This window comes from Achromobacter sp. (genome assembly GCF_049647645.1).
Classification (GTDB): Bacteria; Pseudomonadota; Gammaproteobacteria; order Burkholderiales; family Burkholderiaceae_B; genus Achromobacter.
In genome coordinates, this window is record NZ_JBARYB010000261.1 from 24,430 (window position 1) to 41,684 (window position 17,255).

Annotated in this window: 16 protein-coding genes; 6 read left to right on the plus strand and 10 right to left on the minus strand. The window is 67.1% G+C overall.

What is annotated here, in order from left to right:
* Window positions 1–45 precede the first annotated feature (45 nt).
* From WBB14_RS29515 to WBB14_RS29530, 4 genes are all read left to right on the plus strand, one after another.
* On the plus strand, window positions 46–795 hold the full coding sequence (locus WBB14_RS29515) for an SDR family NAD(P)-dependent oxidoreductase (protein ID WP_424242901.1): 750 nt from the start codon (window positions 46–48) through the stop codon (window positions 793–795).
* Window positions 792–1,289, plus strand: a complete 498-nt coding sequence (locus tag WBB14_RS29520) for a MaoC/PaaZ C-terminal domain-containing protein (protein WP_424242902.1) — start codon at window positions 792–794, stop codon at window positions 1,287–1,289. The genes WBB14_RS29515 and WBB14_RS29520 overlap by 4 nt, the downstream gene beginning before the upstream one ends.
* Window positions 1,286–3,421 (plus strand): acetate--CoA ligase family protein, encoded by a 2,136-nt coding sequence (locus WBB14_RS29525; protein ID WP_424242903.1) that lies wholly within the window; start codon window positions 1,286–1,288, stop codon window positions 3,419–3,421. The genes WBB14_RS29520 and WBB14_RS29525 overlap by 4 nt, the downstream gene beginning before the upstream one ends.
* A 64-nt stretch (window positions 3,422–3,485) precedes the next feature.
* On the plus strand, window positions 3,486–4,232 hold the full coding sequence (locus WBB14_RS29530) for a citryl-CoA lyase (protein WP_424242904.1): 747 nt from the start codon (window positions 3,486–3,488) through the stop codon (window positions 4,230–4,232).
* Window positions 4,233–4,251: 19 nt separating this feature from the next.
* On the opposite strand, the gene WBB14_RS29535 is transcribed toward WBB14_RS29530, so the two are convergent.
* Window positions 4,252–4,911 (minus strand): glutathione S-transferase family protein, encoded by a 660-nt coding sequence (locus tag WBB14_RS29535; protein WP_424242905.1) that lies wholly within the window; start codon window positions 4,909–4,911, stop codon window positions 4,252–4,254.
* 321 nt (window positions 4,912–5,232) lie between these two features.
* On the opposite strand from WBB14_RS29535, the gene WBB14_RS29540 reads away from it, so the two are divergent.
* Entirely contained in the window at window positions 5,233–6,282 is a 1,050-nt protein-coding gene (locus WBB14_RS29540; RefSeq protein WP_424242906.1) for a hypothetical protein, read from the plus strand.
* Window positions 6,283–6,331: 49 nt separating this feature from the next.
* The gene (locus WBB14_RS29545; RefSeq protein WP_424242907.1) at window positions 6,332–7,558 is read left to right on the plus strand and encodes a hypothetical protein; all 1,227 of its coding nucleotides are present in this window, start codon (window positions 6,332–6,334) and stop codon (window positions 7,556–7,558) included.
* A 35-nt stretch (window positions 7,559–7,593) separates the two neighbouring features.
* Here WBB14_RS29545 and WBB14_RS29550 read toward each other — a convergent pair whose 3' ends face one another.
* The 9 genes from WBB14_RS29550 to WBB14_RS29590 form a co-directional block, all read right to left on the minus strand.
* The gene (locus tag WBB14_RS29550; RefSeq protein WP_424242916.1) at window positions 7,594–8,553 is read right to left on the minus strand and encodes an LLM class oxidoreductase; all 960 of its coding nucleotides are present in this window, start codon (window positions 8,551–8,553) and stop codon (window positions 7,594–7,596) included.
* Between the two features lie 95 nt (window positions 8,554–8,648).
* On the minus strand, window positions 8,649–9,272 hold the full coding sequence (locus WBB14_RS29555) for a glutathione S-transferase family protein (protein WP_424242908.1): 624 nt from the start codon (window positions 9,270–9,272) through the stop codon (window positions 8,649–8,651).
* Between the two features lie 159 nt (window positions 9,273–9,431).
* Window positions 9,432–10,844, minus strand: a complete 1,413-nt coding sequence (locus WBB14_RS29560; protein WP_424242909.1) for an amidase — start codon at window positions 10,842–10,844, stop codon at window positions 9,432–9,434.
* The gene (locus WBB14_RS29565) at window positions 10,841–11,848 is read right to left on the minus strand and encodes an ABC transporter ATP-binding protein (protein WP_424242910.1); all 1,008 of its coding nucleotides are present in this window, start codon (window positions 11,846–11,848) and stop codon (window positions 10,841–10,843) included. The genes WBB14_RS29560 and WBB14_RS29565 overlap by 4 nt, the downstream gene beginning before the upstream one ends.
* The gene (locus WBB14_RS29570; protein ID WP_424242911.1) at window positions 11,845–12,915 is read right to left on the minus strand and encodes an ABC transporter ATP-binding protein; all 1,071 of its coding nucleotides are present in this window, start codon (window positions 12,913–12,915) and stop codon (window positions 11,845–11,847) included. The genes WBB14_RS29565 and WBB14_RS29570 overlap by 4 nt, the downstream gene beginning before the upstream one ends.
* A 16-nt stretch (window positions 12,916–12,931) precedes the next feature.
* Window positions 12,932–13,825, minus strand: coding sequence for an ABC transporter permease (locus WBB14_RS29575; protein WP_424242912.1), 894 nt, complete (start codon window positions 13,823–13,825; stop codon window positions 12,932–12,934).
* Between the two features lie 19 nt (window positions 13,826–13,844).
* Window positions 13,845–14,780: an ABC transporter permease gene (locus WBB14_RS29580; RefSeq protein WP_424242913.1), complete on the minus strand. Its 936-nt coding sequence runs from the start codon at window positions 14,778–14,780 to the stop codon at window positions 13,845–13,847.
* A gap of 34 nt (window positions 14,781–14,814) precedes the next feature.
* A complete protein-coding gene (locus WBB14_RS29585; protein ID WP_424242914.1) occupies window positions 14,815–16,395 on the minus strand; it encodes an ABC transporter substrate-binding protein in 1,581 nt (526 codons plus the stop codon).
* A gap of 57 nt (window positions 16,396–16,452) precedes the next feature.
* Window positions 16,453–17,255: MlrC C-terminal domain-containing protein (locus tag WBB14_RS29590; RefSeq protein ID WP_424242915.1), on the minus strand; the 803-nt coding region annotated here is incomplete at its 5' end.

Genomic DNA, 17,255 nt, shown 5'->3' on the forward strand with positions numbered 1-17,255 from the left:
GGGCCCGGCGCGGCAGGAACATTGAAACTCGAATGGAATGGCATCATGGATCTGGAACTGAAGGGTTGCACCGCTTTCATCACGGGCGGCGCGGGCACCTTGGGCATGGCGATGGCCAGGCGCTTCGTGCAGGAAGGCTGCAATGTGGTGGTGTGCGACGCCAATGAAGAGGCGATCGAATCCGCCTGCAGGGAACTGTCGGCCCTGGGCGGGCAGGTGCTGGGCGTGCGCGCCGACGTCACCAACAAGGACGAGGTGGGCAGCGCCGTGCAACAGGCGGCGCAGCGCTGGCAGAAAGTGGACATCCTGGTCAACAACGCGGGCTTCGCGCGCGACCGCTATCTGACCAAGATGTCCGAGGAAGACTGGCACGCGGTGCTGGACGTGACGCTGCTGGGCGCCTTCCATTGCTCGCGCGCCGTGCTGCCGCTGATGATGGAGCAGCGCTTCGGCCGTGTCATCAATATCGCCTCGCGCGCCCACCTGGGCAATCCGGGGCAGACCAATTATTCGGCGGCCAAGGCCGGGCTGATCGGCTTCACCCGGTCGCTGGCGCTGGAGTCCGGCAAGTTCGGCATCACTGCCAACGCGGTCGCGCCCGGCGTCATTTCGACTCCGCGCATGCAGAAGCGCCCCGACTATGAAGATCTGACCGAACGCGCCAAGACCAACACGCCGGTCGGCCGTCTTGGGGATCCGGCCGACGTGGCCGCCACGGTGGCCTTCCTGGCGTCGCGCCTGGCCGGTTTCACCACGGGCGAAACCGTGCACGTGACGGGAGGGCGCTACGCATGAGCACGCCATTCGATCTGGACGAACACCTGGGCCGGCGCCTGTACTTCGAGGACCTGGCCTCCGGGCAGTCCTGGGAAAGCCCGCGCCGCACGGTCACCGAGGCCGATGTGGTGCAGTTCGCCGGGCTGTCCGGCGACTACAACGCGCTGCACACGGACGCGGTATTCGCTGCCGGCCATCCCTTCGGCCAGCGCGCCGCGCACGGCATGCTGACGCTGGCCATCGCTTCGGGGCTGACCACGCGCATGCCGGTGTACCGCCTGATGGACGGCACCCGGCTGGCGCTGACCGAACTGCGCTGCCTATGGCGCAAGCCGGTGCTCATCGGCGACACCATCCACGTCGAGCTGAGCATAGGCGAGAAGACGTTGTCGCAGAAGCGCCCCGGCACGGGCCGCGTGGCCATGCTGCGCACGGTCAAGAACCAGAATGGCGAGATCGTGGTGGAATCGGAATGGACCACCTTGATGAAATGCCGACCGGAGGCCGCATGAGCGCGAGTCCTTCCCAGTTCGATCCCCACGTAAGCTTCGACGACCTGGTGGAATTGACGCGGCCGCGGTCGGTCATGATCGTGGGCGCTTCCAGCAAGCCTGGCACGCTGGGCCACACGACCGTGGTCAACGTGCTGGAGCATTCGGATTTCGACGGCGAGGTGCATCTGGTCAACCCCAAGGGCGGCGAGCTCTTCGGCAAGCCCTTGCATGCCAGCGTGGACGCGGTGCCGGTCCATGGCATCGACGTGGCCCTGTTGCTGGTGCCGGCCGAATCGGCCGTTGCCACGCTGCGCGCCTGCGCGGCGAAAGGCGTGCGCTACGTCATCGTGTTCACGGGCGGCTTTGCCGAACTGGGCGAGGCGGGGCGCTCGGTCGAGGCCGAGATGCTGGCCGTGGCCCAGCGCAGCGGCATGCGCCTGTACGGCCCCAACTGCGCGGGCATGACCATGCTGGCGCCGCGCCTGGGCCTGACTTTTTCCACCGAGTTCCGCAACGACGGCAGGACCGGCAAGCTTTCGCGTATCGGCCTGGTGACGCAGGGCGGCGGCCTGGGCCGCTCGCTGATGCAGGGCAACGAGCGGGGCGTGTGCTTCTCGCGCTGGTTCTCCACCGGCAACGAGCTGGACCTGGATAGCGCGGACTTCATCAACTGGCTGGCGCATGACCCGGGCACCGACCTGATCTGCACCGTGATGGAAGGCATACGCAGCGGTCCGCGCTTCATTGCGGCCGCGGCCGCCGCCCGCCGCGCGGGCAAGCCGCTGATCGCGCTGAAGATCGGCCGTTCGGATTTCGGCAAGAAGGCGGCGCAGTCGCACACCGCGTCCCTGGCTGGCGAGGATGCCGTCAACGACGCCGTGTTCTCGCAGTACGGCGTCATCCGCGTGGAAGACCTGGACGAGCTGCTGGATGTGGCCAGCCTGATATCGCGCGTGGGCGTGCGCAGCCTGCGCAACATCTGCGTGTATTCGTCGTCGGGCGGCGCGGGCGTGCTGTCGGCCGACAAGGTGGGCGAAGCCGGTCTGGCCATGGCGGTGCTGGCGGAGGACACGGTGGCCGAGATGGCCCGTCACGCGCCCGCCTACGCGGCCCTGACCAATCCCGTGGACCTGACCACCAAGGCCTTGACCGATCCGGACCTGGCGCGGCGCTGCCTGGCGCCGCTGTTCGCCGATCCGGGCGTCGATGCGGTGCTCTATCCCATCACTTCCAATTATTCGGCCAGCACCGAAGGCCTGGTGCGCAACATGCTGGCGGTGGCGCAGGGCGGCGCCAAGGCTTTCGTGCCCGTCTGGATGAGCAGCCGCCGCGGCCCGGCGCATGACCTGCTGATCCAGGAAGGCTTCGCGCCCGTCTACAGCCTGCGCAACGCCATGCAGGCGCTCAAGCGCGTCAGTTGGTATGCGGATCTAACGTTGAACGACATTCAGGACGTCCCGCCCACGGGCTTGCCGACTGCCGCGCCTGCCGTACAGCTGCCCTGCAACGAAGCGCAGGCCAAGGCGCTGCTGGCGCAGTATGGCGTGCGTTCGCCTCGGGAATCCCAAGCTGCTTCCGCTGAAGAGGCGTCCGCGGCGGCGCGCGCCATCGGCTTTCCCGTGGCGCTCAAGCTGGTGGCCGACGGCGTGCTGCACAAGAGCGAGATTGGCGGCGTGCAGCTGCGGCTGCGCGACGAGGCCGAGGTGCGCGAGGCCTTTGAACGCATCCTCGCGAACGCGGCGCGGCATCAGGTGCCGGCCGCCGCCATTCGCGGCGTGCTGGTGTCGGAAATGGTGGTGGACGGCGTGGAGATGCTGGTGGGTCTGCATCGCGACGAAGTCTTCGGCCCGGTGCTGAGCGTGGGCGCGGGCGGCGTGTGGGTGGAGGTCGAGGCCGACGTGGCGCGCTGCCATCTGCCGGCGAGCCGCGCGCAGATCGAGCAGGCGCTGGAGCAGACGCGCATCGCTCGCCGCCTGGCCAGCCATCGTGGCCTGCCGGCGCGGGACAAGGCAGCCCTGGTGGACGCCGTGCAGCGCATCGCGGCCCTGTTCACCGCCTTGGGCGATGGCGTGCAATCGCTGGAGGTCAACCCGCTGGTGGTGCTCGACCAGGGCCAGGGCGTGGTGGCTCTGGACGCGGTCATCGAATAGCGAACCGGTGCAGCGGCCATCCGCCATCCGCGCGGCCGCTGTCCAAAAAATACGGAGATTTCAGATGTTCGACAGCAAGATCGGAGGCGGCGACGCCCATACCATCCTGGTGCGCGGCCACGACCTGGTGCAAGACCTGTTCAAGCGCGACTTCATCGACGTGCTGGCCCTGGAGTTGCTGGGCGAGTTCCCCACGCCCCAGCTCAAGACCATGCTCAACCTGTTCCTGGTGAGCGCGACCGACCACGGCCTCACGCCCAGCGCCTTGTCGGCGCGGCTGACCCTGCATGGCGCGCCCGAGGCCATGCAGGGCGCCCTGGCGGCGGGACTGCTGGGCGCCGGCAGCCGCTTCCTGGGCGTGATCGAATACGCCGCGCGCTTTCTGCGCGACGCCTTGCCCCAACAGGACAGCTACACGGACGAGGAACTGCGCCACTATGCCGAGGAATGCGTCAAGGCCAACAAGGCGGCCAAGCGCAAGATTCCTGGCGTAGGGCACCCGATACACGTCGATGGCGATCCCCGTTGCGAAAAGATGTTCGAGATCGCCAGGGACTGCGGCTATTACGGCAACTATTCGCGCTTTGCCGTGGAACTGGCTGCCGCGGCCGCTCGCCAGTCGGGCCGCAAGATCCCGCTGAACGCCACCGGGGCCAAGGGCGCCATCGTGCTGGACATGGGCCTTACGCCAGAATTGGGCAAGGCGCTGACGATGATAGGGCGTTCGGTGGGCCTGATGGCCCACATCATCGAGGAACAGAAGAACCCCATCGCCCAGAAGGTATGGGACATGGCCGCCGGCAACGAATGAGGCCCCGGGCGGGCCGGCTTCAGTCCCGGTCCGGCGCGCCCAGCGGAAACAGCGGCCGGTATGGCCGCGCTTCTTCGACGGCCCGCGCGAACGAGGGGCGCGCCAGCAGGCGCGCCCGATAGGCGCGCAGCACGGGATACGTATCGGCGATCCGGTGCGTCCAGTCGCCATAGAACAGCGAGGGTGCGGCGGCACAGTCCGCCAGCGTGAAGTCTGCGCCGGCGGCCCAGGTCCTGCCGGCCAGATGCGTTTCCAGCCAGGCGTAGGCGACTTCCAGTTTTTCCACGGCCAACGCCAGCGTTTCCCGCCGCTTGGCCTCGTCGCCAGACAGTGCGCCGCCGACCGCATGCTGCGTCCAGCTCATGACGTGCAGGTCGAAGAAGCGATCCAGGAAGCGTACTTCCAGGGCGGCCTTGGCATCGGCGGGCAGCAAGCGTTGCGGACCGGGATGCTCCAGCTGCAGGTGCTCGATGATGATGCTGGTCTCGGCGACGTTGCGATCGCCGTCTTCCAGCAGCGGAAACTTGTGCAGAGGCCAGCGCCGCAGCCATTCCGCCGCGTGTTGCGGCGTGTCGGGACCAATGCAGCGGAACTCGAACGGAGTGCCGTTTTCATACAGCGCGATCAGCACCTTCTGCGTGTAGGAGGAGAAGGGATGGCCGTATAGCGCGAGCGACATGGTGGGGTCTCCTGACGGAATCGCTACAGACGATACCCGGCATCCCTCAGGTGCGAAACAATCGCAACAAAGAATTTCAAACGGCGGGTGCCACCGGCCCTGGCGCATCCTGGTGGCGGCCAGGCGCGATGCGCCCGCAGCCCGCGCCGGTGCTGGCGTTGCGGCCGCAATTCGTGCGTGGCTGCTCGCGCGCGGCCGCAATGGTCCGGGCGAGCCCGCCTGGCGCCATGTTTCAGCTTTCACGCAAGTATTGCGATCCGGCCCCGAGCCAGTAGTATCCGCGCTCGACAGACCGATTCCGCTTACACCAAGGACCGCTCCATGACCCTGACGCGACCGCGACTTGCCTTGTCCGCCCTGACGCTCACGCTGGCCCTGTCGGGCTGCGCGCCCCACCCGTTCCTGAGCGCCGAGGGCACCCGGAACGATCCGCGCTACGCCCAGTTGCTGGACCTGATCGACGCGGCGCTGAAGGACGATATGGCCGTGGTGCTGGTGGCCGACATCATGCCGCATCGTTCGCTGGGCGACGCGTTGGAAATGACCAAGTGGACCTCGCACGTCATCTGGATGTTCGAAAAGGACCCGCGGATAACCTTCAGCCGCCGCTTCGAGACCAATTCGCTGCAGCGGGACAAGAAGGCGACATATCTGTTCCAGGCCTTCGAGGTGCATATCCTGCCGCCCGGCAAGTACCTGCTGACCGGCGGCGACGACTACAAGCTGAATGCGCTGCTTGAGCAGGTCGGCGCGCCGAGCGGCAAGGTGGGTTCGGGCCGCGGCGCCAACGGCACCGCCTATCTGTCGCCCGAGCTCTACCGCGAGTTCTACCGGGAAACCAACTGGCGCGATGCCACCTATGGCACCGAAACCAAGACGCGCAAGGTCTGCACCGCCGTGCACATGGCGTCGGGCGCCTGCGTGAGCTGGGGCGAACAGCAGTACAGCGAGACCACGCAGCTCGGTGCGGCGGGCTACGTCGAAGAGACCGACTCCCGCGACATTCCCGCGATCAAGGTGCAGGCCCGCATCCCGCCGCAGCAGGCGCTGGCAAGCTTCACGCTCAAGGGCGGCCAACTGGTGCTGAGCCAGCGCATGCATTTGAAGACGCCGAGCTACAAGTACCGGCAATCCGCCTGCCGCGCGGTCGATCCCAAGATGATCGAATGCCCGCTTGAAGACCTGACCGTCTACACTCGCCCGGCGCCCATGGAGTTCACGCAGAAGTACATGGAGCGGCTTGAGAACGTGAGCGATGAGCACCGTAAGCTCCTGTCGACGATGATACCGATGCAGATCACGCCGCTGGGCAAACAGGGCATGGAAGACCCGGTCTGGGGCGTGCCGCTGTCGCTGCGCAAGGCCAAGTAGGCGGGGAGCGCGGCGGCGCAACGCTGCCGGACCGCAACCGACAAGGACGATGCAGTTGAAAAAGACCCGGCACTACTGGTTCGGCATCGCGGTTTCCCTCCTGCTGGCGGGACTGCTGGCATTCCTGGGCGTCGTGTTCGTTTCCACCCCGAATCTCGGTTGGGGCGCGCAGGCGCTGCTGAGCTATGGCGTGCTGTTCGGCGGGCCGCTGGCCGTGGTGCTGGCGCTCTGCTGGATCGTGTACATGGTGCGCGACAAGGGCCAGGTGCCTGGGCGTGTCCACGCGCTGCTGTTCCTGCCCTCGTTGCTGGCGGCGGCTATCGTGCCCGTCAGCGATTCCATCGAGCGCAGCAGGCAGGACAGTTTTCGCGAGTCGCACCCGGCGATCGAGGAGACGCACGTCAATCTGAGCAGCCGCACCATCTGGCCGGACCGGCGCGGAGGGAGCTTGTCTGCCGGCGCATCGTCATACCTGGAACCCGGGACGGCGGAGCAACGCATGTTCTTGCGCTTTCGCCGCTATCCGAATCAGGGGCCCGCGGCCGGCGAGCAGTTTTCCTATGAGGGTGCGCGCCTGAAGGACGGCGTGGACCGCTACGTGTACTCCAGCCAGGACGGAACGCCCGGCGCAGCCGTGCCACTGCGCCGCCTGCCGTATCCCGACCTGGGCAAGCTGCCCTCCGCGTTCTCGTATGGCGAAGCCGCGCTGGTGGTCTACCACTACTTCCACTATGCCGATCACGTCGAGGTTGCGCCGGGCATCGCGCGTTTCTCGGGCATGACCGAGGATGAGATGGAATCGGCTGGCATTCCGGGGCTGGCGATCTTCGGCCTGGAGAACCTCACGCCGCAGACCATCGCCAGGGTGGAAATCGGTGGCCAGACCTACGACATGGGCTCGCATGCCGACCGCAGCCTCTTGTCGCGGCCTTGCGATCCGGTGCGCGGCGGCAGCCCGGTCTTGCTCGATCTGGAGCAGCCCGTGCGGGTGCGCTGGCAGACGATGGAAGAGCCCGGGGCCTGGCGCGAGGTGGCGGTGACCGTGCCGGCCTTCAGCGCGGCGAGCAAAAAGGATCCGGACAAGGGCCTGTTGCGCGTGCGCCTGTATTTCCTGCCGGACGGAACCGTGGCGGCCGAGCGCTACAGGCTGATCCGCATGCGCGGTGAAACTTCCCTGCGCGCGACTGGATTGCCCGCCGCCGCGAAGCCCCATACGGGCTGCGGCGGCGCATACTTCGGCTACAACCCGCAGACGGTGAAGCTGCTGGACAACTGAGTCTGGCGCACGCCCCGTACGTCTTGGCTGGGCGGCTACCACGCAGCCGGAAGCGGGGCTGGGCCTTGGTGCGAAGGAAAATGCGGCAGCACTTCCTCTGCCAGTTCCTGCAGCACCTCGGCCGCCGGCCGTCGCGAGAACTGGATGCCGAGCGCGGCATGATTGACGCCCGCCGCCTGCCATTCCTCCAGCAGCGCGATCAAGCCCTTCCTGCCGGTGCGCAGCACGAAGCCGTTGTGCAAGGGCGTGCGCGGATGGTCGGGGTCGTCGGTCAGGTCCAGCCATTCGTTGGTCATGTGCGGGCGGAAGCCGCCGTCGGGTATCAGCGCGCGCCAGGCGCGGATTTTTGCCGCCAGGCGTTGCGGTCCCAGCGGGTTGTCCGTGGCGTCGGGATAGGTCAGCCAGCCATCCGCATGTTCGCCTATCCATGGCAGCGACTGTCCCGAGGAACTGGTGACGACAAGCGGAATGCTGCCGGCAGCGGGCTTGGGCAGGAACTCCGCGCGGTTAAAGCGTCCCAGCGCCGAATCGATCTCCAGAGGCCCTGGGCGCATCAGCTGGCGGAAGTACGAAACAGCCTCGGCGAAACGCGTGCCGCGTTCGCCATGCTCCAGCCCGTAAGCGGGAAATTCGACAGGCCGGTCTCCCGAGGCTATGCCCAGCACCAGCCGGCCGCCCGACAATTGGTCGATGGTGCTCGCAGCCTTCGCCAGATCGATGGGATGGCGCAGGGAAAAGATGGCGCTGCCCGTCGCCAAGGCGATATTTTTCGTGTGCCCCGCCAGAAAAGCCAGATACGTGAACGGATCGAAGACCTGTCCGGCGTCGCCAAAGGAGGAGGCGTACAAGGGCACGTCGCGTACCCAGACGGCGGCAAATTCCTGCCGGTCTATCTGTTTCACCAGTTCCGCCTGCCCCGCCAGGACCGCCATGCTGCCTTCATAAAAGCGCAGCGGCAGGAAGATGCCCAGGGTCAGGCGGTCTGGCGCGAACATCCGCCGATAACCGGGATGCGCGGAGAAGGCGAAGTATGACGCTCCCGTCGTGTCGTGGAGCGTATGAGTGGTATCCATTCCGATGGTCCTCGTTCTTACGCGCCCGTTGCCGGCGCAGGCACGGTGATGCCTTTGGCGACCGCAGGCCGGGCCGCCACGCGTTCGTGCCATGCGCTCAGGTGCTGGTGATGGCTGAAATCGAAGTCGATGATCCGCGCGATATGGCTCCAGCCGAAATGCGCGATGTCGGCGATGGAGTAGGTGTCGCCGGCAAGGTAGGAATGGTTGGCCAGCCTGCGGTCCAGCACCGCGAGCGCGTCCTCGGTCAGGCGCTGGTAGCGTTCCAGCGCGGCGGGGTTGCGCGCCTTGTCGAACACTTCGAAATTGACGCGCTGCCCGATGATGGGGCCGACGCTGCTGGAATGGAATTGCAGCCACTTGATGGCTTCCCATCGTCCCTGGATGTCGGCGGGAAGCAGCTTCCCGGTTTTTTCGGCGAGGTAAAGCAGTATGGCCGCCGACTCGAACAGCACGACGCCGGTTTCTTCATCGGCCAGGGCCGGGATACGGCCATGCGGGTTCAACGCCAGAAAGTTCGGCTGGCGGTGTTCGCCTTGCGCGATGCGCACGTGATGCAGGCGGTAGGGAAGTTCCAGTTCTTCCAGGGCGATGGTGGCCTTGTAGCCATTCGGAGAACTATCGGTGTAAAGATTCAACATGCGCTTGCTCATTTAGGAAGGGCTGAATATTCAGGATCCGTTGCGATCCGGAAATTCTCCTTCTCATGCGAGAGCGAGTACAACGATCATTTCTCAGTCTTGAATTTAGGAAATCTAAAGTGACTGCGGCGTCTCCCTGCAAACGCCGCGCACCTGTTCCTACACCGCGACGGATTCTCCCGTCTCGAAGCGCCGCGCAGCCTGCAACAGCAGGCGCTCGCCGTCCGCGCGGCCCAGCAGTTCCAGGCCGACGGGGATGCCGCTGTCCGTGAAGCCTATGGGCACGCTCAAGGCCGGCAGTCCCGTCACCGCGGCGAGCAAGCCATTGCCGCCACGCTGTGGTTCGCCCAGCAGCACTGGCGCGCCGCGCACGCTGGGGTAGGCCAGCAGGTCCAACTGGCTTTGGTCCATGGCCGTCAGCACGTCATCGCGCAGCGTCCTGGCGCGTGCCAGCACCGCCAGGCGCGCGCCGCCATCCGGATCGCGCAGCGCATCGCGCTCGCGCAGCAGAGGCGCGACTTCCGGATGGGCATAACCGCCGTCCAGGATGTCGGTCAGGCTGCGCACGGGCAGGTCGGCATCGCGCAGGCAGCGTGCCAGCGCATCGCGGAATTCGTAGCCGGTGACGTTGGCGGCGGTCAGGCGGGCGTCTTCCAGCGGCAGCGCGGCCGGCTGGATGTGCGCGCCGTCGGCTTGCCAGCCCGCGAGGGCCGCCCGGACATGCCGGGATACCTCTGGTTCCGCGTCGGCACAACCGAAGAATGCGTCCAGCGTGCCGATGCGCCAGCCCTGGCCTGCACGGCATGCGTCTTTGCTTTGTCCATCCGGATCCGCCATCACCGACCACAGGATTTCGAGATCGGCATGGCTGCGGGCCATGGGGCCGACGGTATCCAGCGTCGGCGACAGGGGCACCACGCCGGCGTTGCTGTAGCGTCCGGCCGTGGGCCGCAGCCCCCATACCTGGTTGAAGGCGGCCGGGATGCGGATGGAGCCGCTGGTGTCCGTGCCTATCGCGGCCGCCGCGAAGCTTGAGGCCACCGCGACGGCGCTGCCGCCACTGGACCCGCCCGGCACGCGCGTGGCATCGTAGGCGTTGCGCGTACGGCCGGAGAGAGAAGAAACGTTGGTGATGCCGCAGGCCAGTTCGTGCAGCGTGGTCTTGCCCAGCACGATGGCCCCGGCCTCGCGCAGCCGGCGCACGATGTCGGCATCGCGCTGCGGCCGGCGGCCAGCCAGCGCCCGCGAGCCTGCGGTGGTAGGCATGCCCGCGGTATCGATGTTGTCCTTGAGCAGGATGGGAATCCCGTGCAGGGCGCCCAGCTGCGCGCCGCGTTGCCTCTCCACATCCCGCGTGGCGGCCTCGGCCAGCGCCTGGCCATTCAAGGCGAGCACCGCATTGAGCGCCGGTCCGGCCTGGTCATGAACCGCGATGCGCGCCAGGTAGGCGCGCACCAGGTCCATGGCGCTCAGGCTGCCGGCCGCCATGGCCGTCCGCAGCTCGGCGATGCCGCGGCCACAGACCGGATCGTGGTCCGGCAGCGGACCTGCCAGCAGGCGCGGCGCGTTCATCGGAAGTGGCACGCTACCCACTGTTGTCCCGCCTCCGAATTGCCGGGTCGCTGCGTCAAGGCAGGCTGCTGGTCCTTGCAGACCGGCTGCGCCAGCGGACAGCGCGTGTGGAAGCGGCAGCCGCTGGGCGGATTCGCCGGGCTGGGCGGATCGCCTTGCAGCAGCTTGCGCTGCGCCGGCTTGTGCGGATCCGGGACCGGCACTGCGGACAGCAGGATCTCGGTGTAGGGATGCAGCGGACGCGAGAACAGCGTGTCGCGGTCGGCGACCTCGACGATGCGGCCCAGGTACATCACCGCGACTCGATGGCTGATGTGGCGCACCACGGCCAGGTCGTGGGCGACGAACAGGTAGGCGATGCCCATCTCTTCCTGCAGGTCCATCAGCAGGTTGATCACCTGCGCCTGCACCGACACGTCCAGCGCGGAAACCGGCTCATCGCACACGATCAGCTTGGGCCGCAAGGCCAGGGCGCGCGCGATGCCCAGGCGCTGCCGCTGGCCGCCGGAGAATTCATGGGGAAACTTCTTCATCGCTTCCGGACGCAGACCGACCTTGGAGAACAGCCAGGCGATCTCGTCGGGGCGGGCGCGGCCGCCCGAGGCAGGGAAGTTCTGCAGCGGTTCGCCGACGATGTCGCCCGCCGTCAGGCGCGGGTTGAGCGATGCGTACGGATCCTGGAAGATGATCTGCATATCGCGCCGGCGGCCGCGCATCTGCTCGGGCGTCAATGCCAGGATTTCCTCGCCTTCCAGCCGCACCGATCCCGAGGTCGGCTGGATCAGCCGCAATACGGATTTGCCGGTGGTGGTCTTGCCGCAGCCGGACTCGCCCACCAGCGCCAGGGTTTCGCCCTTGGCCACGGTGAAGGACACGCCGTCCACGGCCTGGATGACCTTGCGGCGCGGCTTGAACCAGCCGCCCGCGCCGGGGTAGTGCATCTTCAGGTCGCGCACCTCCAGCAAGGGCGTGGCCGCGGCGGCGGGCTCGTTGCGGGCGCTCATGCTTGGACTCCAGTGTGGGCGGCGCCAGGCGCGGCCGAAGCCGCCGCCTGCGGGGCGGGTTGCGCGGCGACGCGCGCCGCTTCGTGGCAGGCCACCACGTGGTCGCTGCCATGTTGCATCAGTTGCGGCGCTTCGGCGCGGCAGCGCTCGGTGGCGTAGGCGCAGCGCGGGGCGAAACTACAGCCTTTGCCCAGTTCGCTGGGCGCGGGCACCATGCCGGGGATCTCGGCCAGCCGCTGCTTCGAGGTGTTCATCGACGGCATCGACGCCATCAGCGCCCGCGTGTACGGGTGCAAGGGGCGGTCGAACAATTCGGCGACGGGCGCTTCCTCGACCTTGCGGCCGGCATACATCACGGCCACGCGGTCACAGGATTCGGCCACCACGCCCAGATCGTGGGTGATCAGCACGATGCCCATTCCCAGGCTCTGTTGCAGGCTGCGCAGCAGGTCGACGATCTGCGCCTGGATGGTCACATCCAAGGCCGTCGTCGGCTCGTCGGCGATCAGGACCTCGGGGTTGCAGGCCAGGGCCAGCGCAATCATCACGCGCTGCCGCATGCCGCCGGACAGTTGGTACGGATACTCGTGCACGCGCCGCTCGGGTTCGGCGATCTGCACCAGGCGCAGCATGTCCTCGGCGCGGCGATAGGCCTCGCGGCGGCCGAGCTTCTGGTGCACCATGACCGTTTCCGCGATCTGGCGGCCGACCGTCAGCACGGGGTTCAGCGAGGTCATCGGCTCCTGGAAGATCATCGAGATCCGGTTGCCGCGGATCTGGCGCATCTGCTTTTCCGTCAGGCCCAGCAAGTCGGTGCCGCGATAGCGGATCTGGCCGCCGGCATAGCGCCCGGGCGGCGTCGGAATCAGCCGCAGGATGGACAGCGCGGTGACGCTCTTGCCGCAGCCAGACTCGCCGACCACGCCCAGCGTGCGGCCTGCCCGCACCTGGTAGGACACGCCGTCCACTGAGCGCACAGTGCCGGAAACGGTATCGAAGTAGGTGCGCAGATTGTCGACTTCGAGCAGCACGTCGCCAGGGGCGACGGCGGCGGGAGAGATTGCCATGGCGTGCTCCTGGGTCTTAGCGTTGGTTGGTCAGGCGGGGGTCGAGCGCGTCGCGCAGGCCGTCGCCCATCAGGTTGATCGCCAGCACGGTGATGGCCAGCAGGATGCCGGGATACAGGATGGTGTAGAACGCCACCGCCACGTAGTTGCGGGCGTCGGCCATCATGTTGCCCCAGCTGGGAACCTGGGCCGGCACGCCTACGCCCAGGAACGACAGCACGGCCTCGGTCAGCACCGCGGTGGCGGCGATGAACGTGGCCTGCACCACCAGCGGCGTGACCATGTTGGGCAGCACGTGGCGGCGCAGGATCACGGGCAGGCGCGTGCCCACGGCATGGGCGGCCTCGACGTAGAGTTGCTCGCGCAGCGTCAGCGCCAGGGACCGTACCAGCCGCACCACGCGCGGCACCTGCGGAATCGCGATGGCGATGATCACCGTGGTCAGGCTGGCGCGGATCACCGCCATCAGGGCGATGGCCAGCAGGATGTCGGGGATGGCCATCATGCCGTCCATGATGCGCATGATGATGGCATCGGCCCAGCGCACGAATCCCGCCACCAGGCCCAGCACCACGCCGACGGCGGTAGCGACCAGCGCCACCACGATGGCGACCACGAGGGACACGCGGCCACCCCAGACCACGCGGCTGAATACGTCGCGGCCCAACGCGTCGGTGCCGAAGTAATGCTCGGCCGAGGGTGGCTTCATGCGTTGCAGGGGATTGATATTGACGGGGTTGTGTGTGGCGATCCAGGGCGCGGCGAGCGCCAGGCCCGCCACGATCAGCAGCAGCGCCAAACCGAGGATCAGGGTGGGATGCTTGCGTATCCAGCGCCAGCGGCGGCCGCTGGCGCTCAGCGCCTCGTGCAGCACGATGGGTGGGCTGGTGGAAATCGAACTATCTGACATGATTTCTTCCTGCGGCGGCTCAGTAACGGATGCGGGGATCGAACAGCCGGTAGCTGAGGTCGATCAGCAGATTGATCAGCACGTAGGCGCCAGCCGACAGCAGCAGCACGCTCTGGATCACCGGGTAGTCGTGGTGCTGGACCGCGTCGATGACCAGCCGGCCGATGCCAGGAATGGCGAACACCGTCTCGGTCACGACCACGCCGCCGATCAGCAACGCGATGCCCACGCCCACCGTGGTGGCGATGGGAATGGCGGCGTTGCGCAGCGCGTGCTCCAGCACCGGCAGCACCGCCAGTCCCTTGGCGCGCGCCGTGCGGATGTAGTCCTCGTGCAGCACCTCGACCACCGTCGCACGCGTCATGCGGGTGATCAGCGCGATGTACACCAGCGCCAGATTGATACAGGGCAGGGTCAGGTTGCGCAGCCAGGGGGCGATGCCCTCGGACAGGCTGACGTAGCCCTGCACCGGCAGCCATTGCAGCTTGATGGCGAAGCCGTAGATGAGCAGGTAGCCCACCAGGAAAACCGGCACGGAGAACGCCAGCACCGCGAACAGCATGACCAGCCGGTCGATCCAGGTGCCGGCCCGGTAGGCGGCCAGCACGCCCAGCGGCACCGCCACGATGATGGACACCAGCATCGTGAGCGCGGCGATCGACAAGGTGGGTTCCACCCGCTGCGCCAGCAGCTGCGTCACGGGCACGTGGGTGAAGATGGACGTGCCCAGGTCGCCTTGCAGCAACTTGCCCGCCCACAGGCCGAACTGCCGCCACAGCGGCTCGTCCAGGCCCAGCGCCACGCGCAGCTTGGCGATGTCTTCCGCGGAAGCGAAGTCCCCGGCGATGAGTGCCGCCGGGTCGCCGGGCGACAGGTGGATCAGGAGGAAGACGATCACCGCCACCACTGCCATGACTGGCACGATGGCTAGCACTCGCCGGATGATGTAACCCATGGTGGTCTCGCGTATCGATTGGGCTGGCGGCGGACTACTTGTCCAGCACCCACAGGTTGGGCAGGCTCCAGATCTTGTCCGCGTTCTTCAGACTGTTGTGCGAGGCGAACGCGCGCGAGTACTGGCCCACCGAGATCGCGGGGAAGGCTTCATAGGCGCGCTCCTGGAACAGGTCGAGCACGCGCTTGCGCTCGTCCGAGCTGGTGGCCGCGATCCACTGGGCGCGCAATTCGTCCAGCTTCTTGTCGCAAGGCCAGCCCGGCAGGCTGTTGCCGCACACCGCGCCCAGATAGGTGTTGCTGATGGGCGAGTCGACGTTGAACTCCGAAGCGGCCGACAGGAAGATGTTCCAGCCGCCCTTGTCGATGGGCTCCTTGCGGGCGCGGCGGGCAGTCAGCGTGGCCCAGTCCATGGACTGGATGTCGAGATTGACGCCGATGTCCTGCAGCGCCTGGATAGCGACCAGCGTGGCGGAGTTCAGGTAGGCCAGGTCCGTGGGCAGCAGGATCGCGAGCTTCTCGCCCTTGTATCCGGCTTCGGCCAGCAGCTTCTTGGCCAGGGCGGGGTCGGGCTTGGCGTAAGGCGCCGCGCCGGCGGCGGTGTCATAAGGTCCGCCGCAGATGAAGACCGTGGCGCAGTATTTCATGCGCAGGTCGTCGGGGTAGCCCATGGCGGCGGTGAACTTGTCCTGGTCCACCAGATGCGCAACCGCCTGGCGCGCCTTCTCGTTGTCGAAGGGCGGCATGGACTGGTTCAGGATGATGTAGCCCTGGGCGCGTTCCATCACGCCGATCTTGACGTTCTTGTTGCCGCGCAAGGCGTCGATGTAGTCCGCCGGCGCCTGCTCGATCATGTCGACTTCGCCATTGGTCAGCGCGGCCGTGGCGCTGTTGGAGTCGGGCAGCACGCGCCATTCCACGCGCGGGATACGCGGGGTCTTGTTGCCCGCCAAGCCGTCGGCCTGCGCCTTGGGACCGACGTAGTTGGGATTCTGCTCGAACACGATCTTGCTGCCCGGCACCCATTCGGCGCGCTTGAAGACGTAGGGGCCGGAGCCGACGACTTCGGTCAGCGGACGGTCGGCGGGCTGCGAGGCCAGGCGCTTGGGCAGGATGAACGCGGGGTAGCTGGACACCTTCGCCAGGCCATCGAGCACCAGGTCGAACGGCTGGTCCAGCGTCAGCTTGAAGGTGCCGTCGTCCACGGCCTCCCACTTGCCGCCGGCGCGCGTGATGGCCTGGCCGATGTTGTCGCGCGCGGACCAGCGCTGCAAGGACGCGATCACGTCGGCGGTGGTCAGCGCCTGGCCGTCGCTGAACTTCAGGCCGGGCAGCAGGGTGAAGGTCCAGGTCTTCTTGTCATCGCTGGCCGAGTACTTCTCGACCATCTGCGGCTGCGGCTTGCTGTGCGAGTCCATCGCGAACAGCGTGTCGTACACCATGTAGCCGAAGTTGCGCGTGATGTAAGCGGTGGTGAAGGTCGGATCCAGCACCTTCAGGTCGGCGTGCGGCACGATGCGCAGGGTCTTGGCCTGCGCGTGCGCCGGGGCGGCGCCAAAAGTGAAGGCCAGGCCGAGCGTGGCCGTCGAGAACAGGCAAAGCAGGCGTTTTTTCATCGCGCTAGGCTCCCATCGTGTTGGTGGATGCGCCGGCGTCTGTGCGCCGGCAGGTTCTTAGAGCGGCCACTTGGGCAGCCGGATGTTGCGATACGTGAGCGTCTTCCAGTCGGGCGTGGCGACGCCCTTGCCGCCGACATAAATGATGTGGCGCGCGACTTTCGAGAACGAAGCATGGAAATGCTGGGCGGACTTGACCACCACGATCTGCTTGGAAGCAAGATCGCAGCCCAGCTGCGTGAACAGGTCCATGTTGATGGCCTGGTTGCGCAGCGAGGTCAGCAGGATCTCGATGCCCTGAGTCTCGACCAGCGCGCAATCGCCCATGGCCGCCGGCGCGCCGGATAGGCCTGTCATGATCATGTCGGCCTTGATCGCCTTGACCGTGCAGCGCAGGTCCAGCGGGTCGCCGGACAGCGGGCCGACCTTGCCGCCGATGCGCAGATCCAGCTCCGCGCCGGGGCCGGCGTCGAAGGCAATGCGCGCCGATACCGGATCCCACATGGGGCCCAGCGCTGCATTCGTGACGCCGCGTTCCAGCATGCGGCCGAGGACAAACGTGGCGTCGCCCGGCGCGCCGCTGCCGGGATTGTCCGGCCGGTCGGCCAGCACGATGGGACCGTCGCCGAAGGCCAGGGCTTCGTCCAGCGCCTGGTCCACGCTGCGGTACGGCACCATGAGCTGTTCGCGCATGCCGATGAGTTCGTCGGCCAGGCGGCGTGCCAGGGCTTGAGCGCGGGCGGCATCGCCATCGGCGTAGACCAGCACCTTGGTGCCCATCTCCGGCACGTCGCCGGTGGCAAAGCCTTGCGCGGCCGAGATCGACAGGATCCCGTCGCGGCCTTCCAGCGCCTTGATGC

What these genes read in the sequence shown, in the direction of transcription:
- WBB14_RS29515 (WP_424242901.1), top strand. Translation starts at nt 46, where the DNA reads ATGGATCTGGAACTGAAGGGTTGCACCGCTTTCATCACGGGCGGCGCG.
- WBB14_RS29520 (WP_424242902.1), top strand. Translation starts at nt 792, where the DNA reads ATGAGCACGCCATTCGATCTGGACGAACACCTGGGCCGGCGCCTGTAC.
- WBB14_RS29525 (WP_424242903.1), top strand. Translation starts at nt 1,286, where the DNA reads ATGAGCGCGAGTCCTTCCCAGTTCGATCCCCACGTAAGCTTCGACGAC.
- WBB14_RS29530 (WP_424242904.1), top strand. Translation starts at nt 3,486, where the DNA reads ATGTTCGACAGCAAGATCGGAGGCGGCGACGCCCATACCATCCTGGTG.
- WBB14_RS29535 (WP_424242905.1), bottom strand. Translation starts at nt 4,911, where the DNA reads ATGTCGCTCGCGCTATACGGCCATCCCTTCTCCTCCTACACGCAGAAG.
- WBB14_RS29540 (WP_424242906.1), top strand. Translation starts at nt 5,233, where the DNA reads ATGACCCTGACGCGACCGCGACTTGCCTTGTCCGCCCTGACGCTCACG.
- WBB14_RS29545 (WP_424242907.1), top strand. Translation starts at nt 6,332, where the DNA reads ATGCAGTTGAAAAAGACCCGGCACTACTGGTTCGGCATCGCGGTTTCC.
- WBB14_RS29550 (WP_424242916.1), bottom strand. Translation starts at nt 8,553, where the DNA reads ATGTTCGCGCCAGACCGCCTGACCCTGGGCATCTTCCTGCCGCTGCGC.
- WBB14_RS29555 (WP_424242908.1), bottom strand. Translation starts at nt 9,272, where the DNA reads ATGTTGAATCTTTACACCGATAGTTCTCCGAATGGCTACAAGGCCACC.
- WBB14_RS29560 (WP_424242909.1), bottom strand. Translation starts at nt 10,844, where the DNA reads ATGAACGCGCCGCGCCTGCTGGCAGGTCCGCTGCCGGACCACGATCCG.
- WBB14_RS29565 (WP_424242910.1), bottom strand. Translation starts at nt 11,848, where the DNA reads ATGAGCGCCCGCAACGAGCCCGCCGCCGCGGCCACGCCCTTGCTGGAG.
- WBB14_RS29570 (WP_424242911.1), bottom strand. Translation starts at nt 12,915, where the DNA reads ATGGCAATCTCTCCCGCCGCCGTCGCCCCTGGCGACGTGCTGCTCGAA.
- WBB14_RS29575 (WP_424242912.1), bottom strand. Translation starts at nt 13,825, where the DNA reads ATGTCAGATAGTTCGATTTCCACCAGCCCACCCATCGTGCTGCACGAG.
- WBB14_RS29580 (WP_424242913.1), bottom strand. Translation starts at nt 14,780, where the DNA reads ATGGGTTACATCATCCGGCGAGTGCTAGCCATCGTGCCAGTCATGGCA.
- WBB14_RS29585 (WP_424242914.1), bottom strand. Translation starts at nt 16,395, where the DNA reads ATGAAAAAACGCCTGCTTTGCCTGTTCTCGACGGCCACGCTCGGCCTG.